Annotated in this window: 15 protein-coding genes; 7 read left to right on the top strand and 8 right to left on the bottom strand. The window is 65.4% G+C overall.

The window, feature by feature from the left end:
• Together ACH2CY_RS26035 and ACH2CY_RS26030 are read right to left on the bottom strand one after the other, a co-directional pair.
• Entirely contained in the window at positions 1 to 1194 is a 1194-nt protein-coding gene (locus ACH2CY_RS26035; RefSeq protein ID WP_395022813.1) for a malate--CoA ligase subunit beta, read from the bottom strand.
• Positions 1195 to 1216: 22 nt separating this feature from the next.
• Entirely contained in the window at positions 1217 to 2410 is a 1194-nt protein-coding gene (locus ACH2CY_RS26030; protein WP_395022812.1) for an aminotransferase class V-fold PLP-dependent enzyme, read from the bottom strand.
• Positions 2411 to 2605: 195 nt separating this feature from the next.
• Here ACH2CY_RS26030 and ACH2CY_RS26025 point away from each other — a divergent pair, with 195 nt between their 5' ends.
• The 3 genes from ACH2CY_RS26025 (at position 2606) to ACH2CY_RS26015 (ending at position 5456) form a co-directional block, all read left to right on the top strand.
• Complete coding sequence (locus tag ACH2CY_RS26025; RefSeq protein ID WP_395022810.1) at positions 2606 to 3244, top strand: response regulator transcription factor; 639 nt, start codon at positions 2606 to 2608, stop codon at positions 3242 to 3244.
• An 82-nt stretch (positions 3245 to 3326) separates the two neighbouring features.
• On the top strand, positions 3327 to 4160 hold the full coding sequence (locus ACH2CY_RS26020) for an alpha/beta fold hydrolase (protein ID WP_395022809.1): 834 nt from the start codon (positions 3327 to 3329) through the stop codon (positions 4158 to 4160).
• Positions 4161 to 4298: 138 nt separating this feature from the next.
• On the top strand, positions 4299 to 5456 hold the full coding sequence (locus ACH2CY_RS26015) for a diguanylate cyclase domain-containing protein (protein ID WP_395022807.1): 1158 nt from the start codon (positions 4299 to 4301) through the stop codon (positions 5454 to 5456).
• A 3-nt stretch (positions 5457 to 5459) separates the two neighbouring features.
• Here the strand turns inward: ACH2CY_RS26015 and ACH2CY_RS26010 are convergent, their stop codons facing one another.
• Entirely contained in the window at positions 5460 to 6140 is a 681-nt protein-coding gene (locus tag ACH2CY_RS26010; RefSeq protein ID WP_395022806.1) for a helix-turn-helix transcriptional regulator, read from the bottom strand.
• Positions 6141 to 6233: 93 nt separating this feature from the next.
• Here ACH2CY_RS26010 and ACH2CY_RS26005 point away from each other — a divergent pair, with 93 nt between their 5' ends.
• From ACH2CY_RS26005 to ACH2CY_RS25990, 4 genes are all read left to right on the top strand, one after another.
• Entirely contained in the window at positions 6234 to 7106 is an 873-nt protein-coding gene (locus tag ACH2CY_RS26005; protein WP_395022804.1) for a DMT family transporter, read from the top strand.
• A 78-nt stretch (positions 7107 to 7184) separates the two neighbouring features.
• Positions 7185 to 7649 (top strand): RidA family protein, encoded by a 465-nt coding sequence (locus ACH2CY_RS26000; RefSeq protein WP_395022802.1) that lies wholly within the window; start codon positions 7185 to 7187, stop codon positions 7647 to 7649.
• 60 nt (positions 7650 to 7709) lie between these two features.
• Positions 7710 to 8885: a GNAT family N-acetyltransferase gene (locus ACH2CY_RS25995; protein ID WP_395022801.1), complete on the top strand. Its 1176-nt coding sequence runs from the start codon at positions 7710 to 7712 to the stop codon at positions 8883 to 8885.
• 189 nt (positions 8886 to 9074) lie between these two features.
• Positions 9075 to 9899, top strand: a complete 825-nt coding sequence (locus tag ACH2CY_RS25990) for a class I SAM-dependent methyltransferase (protein WP_395022799.1) — start codon at positions 9075 to 9077, stop codon at positions 9897 to 9899.
• Between the two features lie 40 nt (positions 9900 to 9939).
• Here ACH2CY_RS25990 and ACH2CY_RS25985 read toward each other — a convergent pair whose 3' ends face one another.
• The 5 genes from ACH2CY_RS25985 to ACH2CY_RS25965 all read right to left on the bottom strand — a co-directional run bounded on the left by ACH2CY_RS25985 (position 9940) and on the right by ACH2CY_RS25965 (position 12499).
• The gene (locus ACH2CY_RS25985; protein ID WP_395022797.1) at positions 9940 to 10440 is read right to left on the bottom strand and encodes a hypothetical protein; all 501 of its coding nucleotides are present in this window, start codon (positions 10438 to 10440) and stop codon (positions 9940 to 9942) included.
• Positions 10441 to 10803, bottom strand: coding sequence for a hypothetical protein (locus ACH2CY_RS25980; RefSeq protein ID WP_395022795.1), 363 nt, complete (start codon positions 10801 to 10803; stop codon positions 10441 to 10443).
• Positions 10804 to 11404: 601 nt separating this feature from the next.
• On the bottom strand, positions 11405 to 11767 hold the full coding sequence (locus ACH2CY_RS25975) for a hypothetical protein (RefSeq protein ID WP_395022793.1): 363 nt from the start codon (positions 11765 to 11767) through the stop codon (positions 11405 to 11407).
• A gap of 2 nt (positions 11768 to 11769) precedes the next feature.
• A complete protein-coding gene (locus tag ACH2CY_RS25970; protein ID WP_395022792.1) occupies positions 11770 to 12084 on the bottom strand; it encodes a hypothetical protein in 315 nt (104 codons plus the stop codon).
• 46 nt (positions 12085 to 12130) lie between these two features.
• Positions 12131 to 12499 carry a hypothetical protein gene (locus ACH2CY_RS25965; protein ID WP_395022790.1) on the bottom strand — a complete coding sequence of 123 codons (369 nt, stop codon included), beginning with the start codon at positions 12497 to 12499 and terminating at the stop codon, positions 12131 to 12133.
• Between the last annotated feature and the right edge of the window lie 144 nt (positions 12500 to 12643).

Genomic DNA, 12643 nt, shown 5'->3' with positions numbered 1-12643 from the left:
TTACGCCACCGCTTTCGGCTGCTTCAGGGAGACGTCGTTCTTCCAGGCCTGCACGGCGCGCTCCGCCGCCTCGGCCAGGGTGTTGGCGCGGATGATCGGCAGGCCGCTGCGCGCCAGGATGCGCCGGCCCTCCTCCACATGCGTGCCGGCAAGGCGCACCACCAGCGGCACATGCACGGGGTTCTTCTCCAGCGCCTGAACGATGCCTTCGGCGACCCAGTCGCAGCGGTTGATGCCGGCGAAGATGTTGACCAGGATCGCCTGCACGTTGTCGTCCGACATCACCAGGCGGAAGGCCTTGGCCACGCGGTCCGGCGTGGCGCCGCCGCCGATGTCCAGGAAGTTGGCCGGCTCGCCGCCGGCCAGCTTGATCATGTCCATGGTCGCCATGGCGAGGCCGGCGCCATTGACGATGCAGCCGATATTGCCGGTGAGGCCCACATAAGAGAGGCCGCGATCGGCGGCGCGGGTCTCGCGCGAGTCCTCTTGGCTCTTGTCGCGGAGCTCGGCGACGCTGGGGTGACGGAACAGCGCGTTGTCGTCGAAGGTCATCTTGGCGTCGAGCGCGATGACTCCTTCCTCGGTCACGACCAGCGGGTTGATCTCCACCATGCTGGCGTCGAGCGACTCCAGCGCCTTGTAGCAGCCCATAATCAGCGAGACGGCCTTCTGCACATGCTCGCCCGGGATCCCGAGGCCGAAGGCGATCTCGCGGGCCTGGAAGGCCTGCATGCCGACCGCCGGCTCGACCACGCTGCGGATCAGGGTGTCCGGCTTCGAAGCGGCGATGTCCTCGATCTCCATGCCGCCGGAAGCCGAGGCCACCACCATCACGCGTTCGGTTTTGCGGTCCAGGACGATGCCGAGATAGATTTCCTTGAGGATGTTGACCGCGCCCTCGACATAGACGCGGTAGACGATCTTGCCCTCCGGGCCGGTCTGGTGAGTGACGAGCCTTTTCCCGAACATCTCGTCGGCCGCGTCATAGACCTCGTGCTCGTTGCCGCAGACCTTGACGCCGCCGGCCTTGCCGCGGCCGCCGGTATGGACCTGGGCCTTCACCACCCATTTGTTGCCGCCGATCTCGCGGGCGCGATAGGCCGCCTGCTCCGGGCTATAGGCGAGGCCGCCGCGCGGGACCGGCACGCCATAGCCGGCGAGGATTTCCTTGGCTTGATATTCGTGGATGTCCATCTTTCCTGCCCCTGACTCTTTCTTATTCGGCGGCGGCCGCATTGAGCGTGACGCCTTGCTGATGGAAATAGTCGACCGCGGCGCCGACGCCGCTGCCGGCCTTGATCGGCACGCCGACATCGCGCAGCGCCAGCTCGACACCGCCCAGGGCGGAGAGGACCATGAGCTCGTTCAGGTCGCCGAGATGACCGATGCGGAACACCTTGCCGTTGAGCTTGGCCAGGCCCATGCCGAGCGAGAGGCCGTAGCGTCGATAGGCATGGCGGATGAGATTGTTGGAGTCGAAGCCTTCGGTGAGCTGGATCGCGCTGACCGTGTCGGACTGCCAGCGCTTCTCCTTGGCGCAGAGCTTCATGTTCCAGGCCGAGACCGCGCGGCGCACGCCTTCACCGAGGCGATGGTGGCGGGCGAAGACATTCTCGAGGCCTTCGGCCAGCAGCATGTCGACCGAGGTCCGTAAGCCGCGGATCAGCTGCATCGGCGGCGTATAGGGGAAGAAGCCGTCCTTGTTGGTGCGGATCATGTCGGCAAAGTCGAAGTAGCAGCGGCGGAGCTTCGCCGACTTGGCGGCTTCCAGCGCCTTCGGACTGACGCAGAGAATGGCGAGCCCGCCCGGCAGCATGAAGCCCTTCTGCGAGCCGCAGACCGCGATATCGACGGCCCATTCATCCATGCGGAAATCGATGCTGGCGATCGAGCTGACGCCATCGACGAACAGCAAGGCCGGATGGCGGGTTTCGTTCAAGGCGCGGCGCACGCCGGCGATGTCGCTGGTGACACCGGTCGCCGTCTCGTTGTGGCAGGCAAGCACCGCTTTGATCTTGCGGCCGGTATCGGCGGCGAGGATCTCGGCATAGGTCTCGAGCGGCACGCCCTCGCCCCACTCGACGTCGATCAGCTCGACCTCGAGTCCCAGGCGCTGGCACATGTCGATCCAGAGATGCGAGAACTGGCCGAAGCGCGACGCCAGGACCTTGTCGCCCGGCGAGAGCGTGTTGGTGAGGGCCGCTTCCCAGCCGCCGGTGCCTGAGGACGGGAACAGGAAGACCTGGCCGGACTCCGACTTGAAGATCTTCTTCAGGTCCTGGAACAGCGGCAGCGTGAACTCCGGCAGATCCGGCGCCCGCTGGTCTTCCATCGGGATGTCCATGGCGCGGCGCACGCGATCCGGGACATTGGTCGGGCCTGGAATAAAGAGACCCCGCATACCTGCCATGACGCCCTCCTCCGTGAATGCCGGATCGCTCCAGCCTTGTTTATTTCAGGTCAGTCTGGGCGGGTAGGTTCTTGGCCACAACGCTCAAAAGCCCCATCCTTCATGATCCTTTAGGGTGGGCATAATCCCATCCTTTTGGATTGTTTCGATCATTGGGATGAGATAGTCTCCTATCCGAAGGGATAGGAATTATCGATGGCAAATCCGGCTTCGACCCTCCAAGGGCCGATCAGCGTCGCCTTGGCGGATAACAACCCGCTGATGCTCTCGGCGCTTTCGGACCTGTTCGAGCGCGATTCGCGCTTCACCCTGGTCGCGACCCTCTCCAGCGCCGAGGCTTTCCTGGAGATGATGGGACGAGTGCCGACGCGAATCGGTGTCGTCGATTGGACGCTGCCCGCGCTGGGCGGCGAACGGCTGCTGGAGAATCTGCGCGGCCGGCCGAACGCGCCGCGGGTGCTGGTCTACGGGCCGGAAGGCGATCTCGACCTGGTGCGCAAGGCGATGGCGGCGGGCGCCGCTGGTTTCTGCGCGCGCAGCAACCTGCCGCAGCAGCTGATCGACGTCGCCTATGCGGTGGCGCAGGGGCAGATGGTGTTTCCCTTCATCGACGTGCGCGCGCTCAACCACGACCCGAAGGCGGAGCTGACCTCGCGCGAGCGCGCCTTGCTCTCGGCTTTGGCGCGCGGCCTCGCCAACAAGGATCTCGCCGCCGAGCTCGAGATCTCGGTCAACACGGTGAAGTTCCACCTCAGGAATCTCTACGACAAGCTCGGCGTCAACAGCCGCGCCCAGGCGATCGCCTTCTATTACTCAACCGGTGGGACGCGCTGAGCGGCGAGCCCCGCGCCTTTACCAATCGGTAGCGTTTCCGGCCCTAGCCTGAACATCCCGATGACCAGCGCGAGTCGACGACATGCGCCCCCATAATGCCGCGGCACCCCCCGCTCTCGACGGACCGCTGGCGCGCCGACATCGCGTCAGCGCCGACGGGCGTGGCGGGCCGGTCCTGCTGATGCTGCACGGCTTCGGCACCGACCAGAGCGTCTGGAGCCGCATCGTGCCGAAGCTCGGCGAGGAATACCGGGTGATCCGCTTCGACCTCGCGGGCGCCGGACCGAATGCGGAGAAGACTTTCGACCCGCGGCGCTACGGCGATATTCAGGCGCATGTCGAGGATCTGCTGCTCCTGATCGACGAACTCGGCCTCAAGGCCTTCCACTTCGTCGGCGCCTCGGTCGGGGGCATGATCGGTGCCCTCGCCAGCATCGAGAAGCCGGCGCTGTTCCGTAACCTGATCCTGCTCGGTTCCTCGCCGCGCTATCTCAACGACCAGGGCTACTACGGCGGCTTCGAGGAGAAGGATCTCGACGGCCTGTTCGCCGCGATGAACGCCGACTATCGCAACTGGGTCTCCGGCTTCGCGCCGGCGGCGGTGCGCGGCGTGCCGGACAGTGCGGCGGTCGCCGAGTTCGCACAGAGCCTGTTCCGGCTGCGGCCGGACATCGCGATCAGCTCGGCGCGGGCGATCTTCTATTCCGACTTCCGGGCCAGGATGCCCGGCATCACCGCGAAGACCTCGATCCTGCAAATGCCAAACGACATCGCGGTGCCGATGGAAGTCGGCGACTTCCTGAACGGCAGGATCGGCAACTCGGTGCTCGAGGTCATTGACGCCGAGGGGCATTTCCCCCATCTCAGCAAGCCCGCAGTGGTCTACGACGCCCTCCGCCGCCATCTGAAGCGCTGAACCCTACAGCAAGGCGCCCACCAGCCTTGCGACCCAGTCGGCGGGCTGAGCCGCCGATCCGAGAAAAAGCTCGGATCAGTTGAGGCAGTCGCGCGTTCTATGACCAACGGAGTCCTATCCGATTAGGTTAACGCGCGCATGAATGTCGACCGCGGCTACAGCATACCGACCGAGGAAACCCCGCAGCTGCGCAAGCTGCAGGGCCAGCTCGAGGCGGTGCTGGGCCAGGCTTCCCTCGGCCTGGTGCTGACCGATGGAGATGGCGGCAGCCTGGTGAACCCGGTCGCCGCGGCGCTGCTGGCCCTGCCCAGCGGGGCCGGCACGGCGGCGCAAGCGGACGCGGCGATCGCCAGCCGGCGGGCGACCTGGCGCGTCCACCGGCCGGCCGATATGGAGGCGCCCTATCTCGACTTCAGTGCGCATGACGGCGAGTACTGGGAGCTGCCCGGCAATCGCGGTCTGATCCAGGTCGAATGCCGGCCCGTCCCCGGCAGCGGCACGGAGGGACGGCTCTGGATCTTCACCGACCTCAGCCCGGCCTGGTCGTTGAGCCTCAACCTCAGCCAAAGCGTCGCGACGTTGCAGGTCCTCAATCGCGAGCTCGACCGCGAGGTGAAGCGGCGCCTGGATGTCGAGGAGCAGCTCCGCGAATACAATGCGGAGCTCGAGACCAGGCGGCGCGCCGTCGAGCGTCGCGCGGTGCAATCGGCCCGCCTCGCCGAGCTGCTCGCCCAGGAGAAGAAGCAGCTCGAGCTGTCGAAGCAGGAAAGCGACTTCCTGGCCAGCCATGATCTGCTGACCGGATTGATGAATCGACGCGCCTTCGAGCAGCGGCTGCGCCTGATGATCGAGACCGACACGCAGGAGCATGCGACCACGGCCGTGATGTTCATCGATCTCGACAACTTCAAGACGGTCAACGACACACTCGGTCACGACGCCGGCGACAACCTGCTGAAGGACGTCGCCAGCCGCCTGACCGGGATGTTGCGCGACACCGACCTGGTGGCGCGCCTCGGCGGCGACGAGTTCGTGATCGCCACCAGCCATGCCGAGGACCCCGGGCCCTCCGGTCTGCGCCTGCTCGCCGACCGGGTGCGCGACACGCTGCAGATCGAGGTGCCCGCGGCGGGCAAGGTGATCCAGGTCGCCGCCACGATCGGCGTGGCCGCGGCGCCGGACGACGGCACTACGATCGAAGCCCTGCTCCAGAATGCCGACCAGGCGATGTATGTCGGCAAGCGGCACGGCCGCAACACCGTGGTGTTCCACGCCGATCTGGGACGCCAGGGCTGACGCTCAGGCAACCGGCTTGGTCTGCTCCCAAAGCCCGCGCAAGGCATTGCCGTGGCCCACGAAGCGGTCGCTGAGCAGCTTCAGCGAGGCGATGCGATCGACGCGGAAGTGGCGGAAGTCGTCGCGCAACTCGCACCAAGCGGCCAGCACCGCGACCTCGACGTAATAGACCAGCGCGATCGGCCGCACCACGCGCTGGGTCGGCTGGTTGCCGGCGTCGAGATAGCCCAATCGCAGCTTGCGCTCCTCGCGGATGGCGCGGCGCACCGCCTTCATGTCGATCCCCGGCACCGAGGCGCCCCAGGTCGAGACGTGCAGCATGCGCGTGTCGAGGCTCTGCTCGCTCTCCTGCGGCAGGACCTCGGCGATCTTGGTGCCGACGCTGGCCGCGGCCCGCTGCAGCCCGGCATCCCCCGTTCGCCGGAGCAGGGCCAGGCCGACCACGATGGCCTCGACCTCGTCGGCGTCGAACATCAGCGGCGGCAGATCGAAGCCGCGGCGCATGACATAGCCGATCCCCGCCTCGCCCTCGATCGGGATGCGCATCGCCTGGAGTGCCGCGATGTCGCGGTAGATGGTGCGCTGGTGCACCTCCAGGCGCTCGGCGATGGCCAGCGCGGTCAGGGGTTTGCGCGCGCCGCGCAAGACCTGGATCACCTCGAACATGCGATTGGAGCGGCCCATAGCCCGGGAACCATAACAGGCCTGCTGACACACAGATGTCAGCAGTGTTTGGCTATGACGGGAAATCGCAGGCGTTTCCAGGGGCGGGACGGCATGAATCCAGACACACAGTATCGGCTCGGCCTGATCCTGGTCACCGGGGCGGCGCTTGCCTGGAGCACGGCCGGCTACTTCACCCGGCTGATCCCGCTCGACAACTGGACCTTGCTGTTCTGGCGCGGCCTGTTCGCGGCGATCGGCATCTTCGCGTTCATGCTGGTGAAGGACGGGCGCGACGCCTGGCGGCAGTTCGGACGCCTGCGCGGGCCGGGCTGGCTGTTCGCCATCATCTCGGGCGCGGGCATGATCGCCTATATCACCGCGCTGACGCTGACCACGGTCGCGCATGTGGCGATCATCTATTGCATCGTGCCTTTCGTCGCGGCCGCCCTCGCCTTCCTGCTGATGCGCGAGCGGCCGACCCTGGTCTCGATCGCCGCGAGCTGCGTTGCGCTGATCGGCGTCGCCGTGATGGTGCGATGGGGCGGCGGCGAAGGATCGCTGCTGGGCGATTTCCTCGCGCTGCTGATGACGGTCGGCCTCGCGGCGATGATGGTGATCTCGCGCCAGCATCGCGACATTCCGATCATGGCGGCGGCCTGTCTCTCCGCGATCCTGAGCTCTGCCGCCGCCTGGCCTATGATCGCCGCCGTCCTTCCGCCCCTGGAGCAGCTTTTCCAGCTCGCCCTGTTCGGCCTGGTGAACTCGGCGATCGGGATCGTGCTCTTCACCCTCGGCGCCCGGCTGATCCCGGCCGTCGAGACCGCCCTCATCACCGCGCTGGATGCGCCGCTGGCGCCGGTCTGGGTCTGGCTCGCCTTCGGCGAGACGCCGGGGCGGGCCACGATCCTCGGCGGCGCCCTGGTGCTCGCCGCCGTGCTCGCCAACATTTCGCTGGGCGCGAGGTCGCGGGCGCTCGCAAACTAGCCGCAATCCGGCTTGGAACCGATGGGGGCCGGCGGCTATGCTGCCGGCCGTTTACCATCTGGGACCAAGGAGACACCCATGCCCGGCAAGATCGATTCCCGCCTCGCCGAACTGAAGATCGAGCTGCCCAAGGCGGCGGCCCCTGTCGCCAACTATGTGCCCGTCGTCGTCTCGGGCAAGACCGTCTACACCTCCGGCCAGGTCACGGTCTTCAACGGGGAGTTCAAGTACCAGGGCAAGCTCGGCAAGGAGTTCTCGGTCGAGGACGGCCAGAAGGCGGCGCGGCTCTGCGGCCTCAACGTCATCGCCCAGGTCAAGGCGGCGATCGGCGACCTCGACAAGGTGAAGCGGGTCTTGAAGCTCACCTGCTTCGTGAACTCGGTGTCGGAGTTCACCGACCAGCCGAAGGTCGCCAACGGCGTCTCGGACCTGATGGTCGAGGTGTTCGGCGATGCCGGCAAGCACGCGCGCTCGGCGGTGGGCGTCAACGTGCTCCCGCTCAACGTCGCCTGCGAGGTCGAGGCGATCTTCGAGATCGAGTAACCAAACTGACAATGGGGGCCGCTTGCCAGAGACGGGCGGGCGGCCCACATTAGACGCGGCATGCACGCGTCCGCTCCCCGACAGCTCACCGCCAACGTCATCGACCGCATCGAGGCCGTCCCGGCCGCCGACTGGGACGCCCTTTCGGCAAGAGGGGGCGCGGGTCCCGACAATCCCTTCCTGCGCCATGCCTTCCTCAAAGCCCTGGAGGATTCGGGATCGGTCGGGCGCAAGACCGGCTGGCTACCGCAGCACCTCATCCTCAGCGACGAGAGCGGCGCGGTCCAGGCGGCGGCGCCGATGTATGTGAAGGGCCATTCCCAGGGCGAATACATCTTCGACCATGGCTGGGCCGACGCCTTTGAGCGCGCCGGCGGGCAGTATTACCCGAAGCTGCAGGTCGCGGTGCCCTTCACGCCGGTGCCGGGGCCGCGGCTGCTGGCCCGGGGCAATGATGCCGATGTCCGAGAAGCGCTGATCGGCGCGCTGCGTTCGGTCGCCGAGCAGTCCAAGCTCTCCTCGCTGCATGTCACCTTCTGCACGGAAGATGAAGCGGCAGCGATGGGCGAGGCCGGCTTTCTGCACCGGATCGGCGTGCAGTATCACTTTAACAATCCCGGCTACGGAAGCTTCGACGATTTCCTCGGCGCGCTTTCCTCGCGCAAACGGAAATCGATCCGCAAGGAGCGCGAGCAGGTCCGGGAGTATGGCCTCACCATCCGCGCGCTGAGCGGCGCGGAGATCACGCCGCGGCATTGGGATGCCTTCTTCGCCTTCTACATGGATACCGGCGGGCGGAAATGGGGCCGGCCCTATCTCACCCGGCGCTTCTTCGATCTCATCGGGAGCACGATGCCGGAGAACGTCGTGCTGATGTTCGCCGAGAAGGACGGCGACCCGGTGGCGGGCGCGCTCAATCTCAAAGGCAGCGACTGTCTCTACGGCCGCAACTGGGGCTGTCTCGAGGAATACCGGTTCCTGCATTTCGAGCTCTGCTATTACCAGGCGATCGACTACGCGATCGAACACCAGCTCAAGCGGGTCGAGGCCGGCGCCCAGGGCGAGCACAAGATCCAGCGCGGCTATCTGCCGGTCGCGACGCATTCGGCGCATTGGATCGCCGAGCGCAGCTTCCGCGCGGCGGTGGCGGATTACCTGGAGCGCGAGCGCCGGGTGATCCAACAGGAAATCGCCGGGCTCGCCGAATTGAGCCCGTTCCGCAAGGCCGAGTGCTGACTTCCCGCCTGCGGACTGTTGCAACTCCAACAATTATTAACGGCCATTTCTGTGACTTCTGTCACTGGACCGATCCGGTCGTTCGGCGCTATCCCCGCCCAACAACAGAGATTGCCGGCTCCGTGGCCACTCCCAGCCCCGGGCGGCTTGTTGGAACCTCAACAATCTGAAGCTCGGAGGAGCCAGGCCATGAACATGCAGACCACCACCGCGATGCCCGACCTTGCCGCCGTCAAAGCGAAGCAGCAGATGGCCTGGGGCTCGGGCGACTACGCCATCATCGGCACCACCTTGCAGATCGTCGGCGAGATGCTCTGCGAGGCGGTCGATCTCCGCAGCAATCAGAAGGTGCTGGACGTCGCCGCCGGCAACGGCAACGCGACCCTGGCCGCGGCGCGCCGCTTCGCCGACGTGACCTCGACCGACTACGTGGCCTCGCTGCTGGAGCGCGGCAAGGAACGCGCGATGGCCGAGCGCCTCGCGGTCAAGTTCCAGGAAGCCGATGCCGAGGACCTGCCCTTCAAGGACGCGAGCTTCGACACCGTGCTCTCGACCTTCGGCGTGATGTTCACCCCGCACCAGGAGCGCGCCGCGCGCGAGCTGCTGCGGGTCGCCAAATCCGGCGGCAAGATCGGCATGGCCAACTGGACCCCGGAAAGCTTCATCGGCCAGCTGTTCAAGACCTTCGGCCAGCACGTGCCGCCGGCCGCGGGTGTCAAGTCGCCGGCGCTCTGGGGCAACCGCGCCCATCTCGAGATGCTGTTCGCCGGCGCCGCCGGCATCTCCGCCACCGGCCGGCACTTCGCCTTCCGCTACAAGTCGCCCATGCACATGCTGGAGATCTTCCGCACCTTCTACGGCCCCGTGCACAAGGCCTTCGCGGCACTCGACGCCGGGAAGCAGAAGGCGCTCGAAGCCGACATCCTCGCGCTGATGGACCGCTTCAACACCGCCAAGGATGGCACCCTGGTGATCCAGAGTGAGTATCTGGAAGTCGTGGTGACGAAGAAGTAATCGAATTGTGGCGGCGGCGCATTTCGGTGCGCCGCCGCCTCTACTCTATGGCAATGCACCCGGTCGAATGGACCGCCCAGGGATCTTGCTTGCGATCGAGGTCGAACGAGCGGCCCTGGCCGGTGCCGCGGCCGATGCTCCAGAAGATGAGATAGCCGCATTCGTCCCGGGCATCCTCCACGGTGATGCTTACCGCCGACCGCCCGGTCGCGGTTTCCTTGAACCCGAAGCCATCTCGATGGCAGGCCGAATCCAGGCGCAGAACCAGGCCTCTGCCCGCATCCGCAAGGGCGTCCGTCAAGCTCTGGATCAGGCGCTCGCTGGGATCCCGTGACTTGGCGTCGGAAGCGATGCCGTTCGCGATGCAGACGACGTCGCCATCATCGATGAACTGCACCCCTCCGTTGCGGAGAAAATCGCGCAGCAGCAGATAGGCGATATAGTCTTTCTCCTGCCATCCATCCGGAATGCCTTCCGCTCGCGCTGGACCAGAGACCAGGAGCGCCAGCATCGCCATGCCGACAATGCGGGCGCGGACCATTCACCGCTCCCAGCGCCACTTGCCGACGCGGCGGCGGTGCTCGATCTCTTCCAGCAGCAGCTGGTGCTCCCAGCGTTCCGGCCAGGCCCAGGTGAAGCCCCAGGCGAGATAGCCGACAATGCCCAAGCCGACCAGCGCGCCGACCAGCTGCTCGGTCGGGCTGAGGGCGGGCGACGGCGTGATCGAGATCACGAGGGCGACCAGCGCGACGATGCCCACTGTCTGCCAGACTCGGCGGTAGTAGCGCTCCCGGGCCCGGTCGTGCAGCAGATCGCCGATCCCGGCCGGAATCTCGGCCAGCAGCTCCTGGTCAGCCGAGAAGTCGGAGAGGCGCGCATTGGCGCCCAAGGCTGGGTCGGTCATGGATGAAGCGCCCTCAAACAAAGATCCAGGTTAGCAACGCGCCGCAAGCGACTCAATCGGCGCGGCGCGGTTCGGGGAGACCCAAGCGGGTTCACGCAGACGATCTTCGCCCAACGGGAGGGCGCAAAGCCGCATCAAGCCTCTGACGATGAACGCTTTCGCGCAAGGTGAGCGGTGAAACCGAAAACTCATTCTGTCTGTGTCCTGTCTGCGATGCAGCGCAGCAAACAGGGGGCAACTGAATCCGGGGAAATTGCATCTTGTCTGTGCTGGGTCTGCGACGCGGTGCAGCAAGCATGGGGGTGACTGGAGACGCGCATCACCTTTACGGGCCTCCACGATTTCAGCAGGTCAAAGATCGAACCAAACCTCTGATGAGAAAAGCATTTTGTCCCTTCAGGAGCGCAACTGACTTTCTTGGCGTGGTAAAGGCCCTGTAAAGGTTCAGCCGTGACGCGGAGGACGCGGACCCGGGCGATGAGTCTTTCGGCAGCAGATTCACGATTTCAAACAGCGCGCCGATTGTAGCAGAAACGGGGCGCGCTGTCGCCGCGCAGGTTCGCATGAATTCAGGATTATGCAGCCAGAGGAATTCGGGCGATTAGCGCTCCCAGCGCCATTTGCCTTCGCGATGGCGATAGAGCAATTCGCGTTCGACGCCTTGGATGATGAGCCAGGGCCAGCAGTAGTAACACGCCGTCCCTACCACGATGACGAATATAAGGGCGATGGGGTTTCCCGCCGCCAAACTCGGCAGCAGGAAGAATGCAGCGGCGCCCAGGCAAAAGACCTTGGCTCGAAACAGGCCTTCGCTGACCAGTTGCCGGAACATCGGTTCGGGAATCTCATCGACGTAGCGGCTGTAGAGCATATGGGCCGCCAACCTGCGATGCAGTTGCGCGACCTGTCGGTCGAGGATCCGGGAGCCGATCGTTGCCTTCGGAGTTTCGGCCCGGACTGCCATCCTTAGCGCTCCCAGCGCCACTTGCCGTGCCGGCGGCGGAAGGTCACTTCGCGTCGCACAGCCCATCGCTTCAACAGGCTCGGAAGAATGTGCAGGTTGAGAACGGCAAAGAAGAGGAGCAGATGCCCGATGAACCTCGGCCAGATGACGTCCATGGCGAAGGTCCCGACCAGGAGAGCCGAACCGTAGTAGTCCAAGCAGGCAAGGAGCAATAGAAGCAGCAGTCCGATCGCCAATCCCAAGCTCCAGCCGCTGGATTCCAGTTTTATGCGATTCAGCTTCGGCATCTCCGCGACGAGAACATCGTCGAAGGACATCGCAGTCGGGCGGAGGCGAACTGCACGAGATCTGAGTATCACGGGATCAGCGCTCCCAGCGCCACTTGCCGTGCTGGCGGCGGAAGGAGAACTCACGGTCCACGCATTGCGTGACCAGCCTGCGCCAATTGAGCAGAAAGATCGCGGAACCGAAGATTGCCGCGACCACCGCATTGGCGACATTTCCTTCCGTGCGCCAGACCGCCAGCGGGACCAGAAGAGTTGCAAGCAGAAAGATGTAAAATCCCAATGTCCGACTGAGACCGTCCAGGATCAGCTGTCGGAACATCGGCTCGGAAATCTCCGGAACCCAATCGGCGCAGCTCTCGTGGTGTTCAGCCAGATAGCGGCGCAGGTAGCCCGCGAAGCGCGGCTCCACTGCTCGATACGGTCTGGAAAGAAGGAGTTCAATCACAGCGCCCTCCGGATCACCTAGCAGGCTGTTGAAGAAGTCGGCCACGGACGGGCGGTGAAGTTTGCTTCATCGCCGTTGTGGAAGCAGATTTGGCCCTTTAGCGAGCCGTTGGGCTGCAATTTTGCCCAGCCATCACCTGAAGCG

Source organism: Dongia sp. (assembly GCF_041905885.1).
Taxonomy (GTDB): domain Bacteria; phylum Pseudomonadota; class Alphaproteobacteria; order Dongiales; family Dongiaceae; genus Dongia.
The sequence above is the reverse complement of the archived record's forward strand: the minus strand, read 5'-3'. Positions and strand labels throughout refer to the sequence as shown.

Coding starts and splice junctions, on each gene's coding strand:
- ACH2CY_RS26000 (WP_395022802.1), top strand. CDS start 7,185: ATGCCCGGCAAGATCGATTCCCGCCTCGCCGAACTGAAGATCGAGCTG.
- ACH2CY_RS26005 (WP_395022804.1), top strand. CDS start 6,234: ATGAATCCAGACACACAGTATCGGCTCGGCCTGATCCTGGTCACCGGG.
- ACH2CY_RS26015 (WP_395022807.1), top strand. CDS start 4,299: ATGAATGTCGACCGCGGCTACAGCATACCGACCGAGGAAACCCCGCAG.
- ACH2CY_RS25985 (WP_395022797.1), bottom strand. CDS start 10,440: ATGGTCCGCGCCCGCATTGTCGGCATGGCGATGCTGGCGCTCCTGGTC.
- ACH2CY_RS26035 (WP_395022813.1), bottom strand. CDS start 1,194: ATGGACATCCACGAATATCAAGCCAAGGAAATCCTCGCCGGCTATGGC.
- ACH2CY_RS25970 (WP_395022792.1), bottom strand. CDS start 12,084: ATGTCCTTCGACGATGTTCTCGTCGCGGAGATGCCGAAGCTGAATCGC.
- ACH2CY_RS26030 (WP_395022812.1), bottom strand. CDS start 2,410: ATGGCAGGTATGCGGGGTCTCTTTATTCCAGGCCCGACCAATGTCCCG.
- ACH2CY_RS26020 (WP_395022809.1), top strand. CDS start 3,327: ATGCGCCCCCATAATGCCGCGGCACCCCCCGCTCTCGACGGACCGCTG.
- ACH2CY_RS25995 (WP_395022801.1), top strand. CDS start 7,710: ATGCACGCGTCCGCTCCCCGACAGCTCACCGCCAACGTCATCGACCGC.
- ACH2CY_RS26010 (WP_395022806.1), bottom strand. CDS start 6,140: ATGGGCCGCTCCAATCGCATGTTCGAGGTGATCCAGGTCTTGCGCGGC.
- ACH2CY_RS25990 (WP_395022799.1), top strand. CDS start 9,075: ATGAACATGCAGACCACCACCGCGATGCCCGACCTTGCCGCCGTCAAA.
- ACH2CY_RS25975 (WP_395022793.1), bottom strand. CDS start 11,767: ATGGCAGTCCGGGCCGAAACTCCGAAGGCAACGATCGGCTCCCGGATC.
- ACH2CY_RS25980 (WP_395022795.1), bottom strand. CDS start 10,803: ATGACCGACCCAGCCTTGGGCGCCAATGCGCGCCTCTCCGACTTCTCG.
- ACH2CY_RS26025 (WP_395022810.1), top strand. CDS start 2,606: ATGGCAAATCCGGCTTCGACCCTCCAAGGGCCGATCAGCGTCGCCTTG.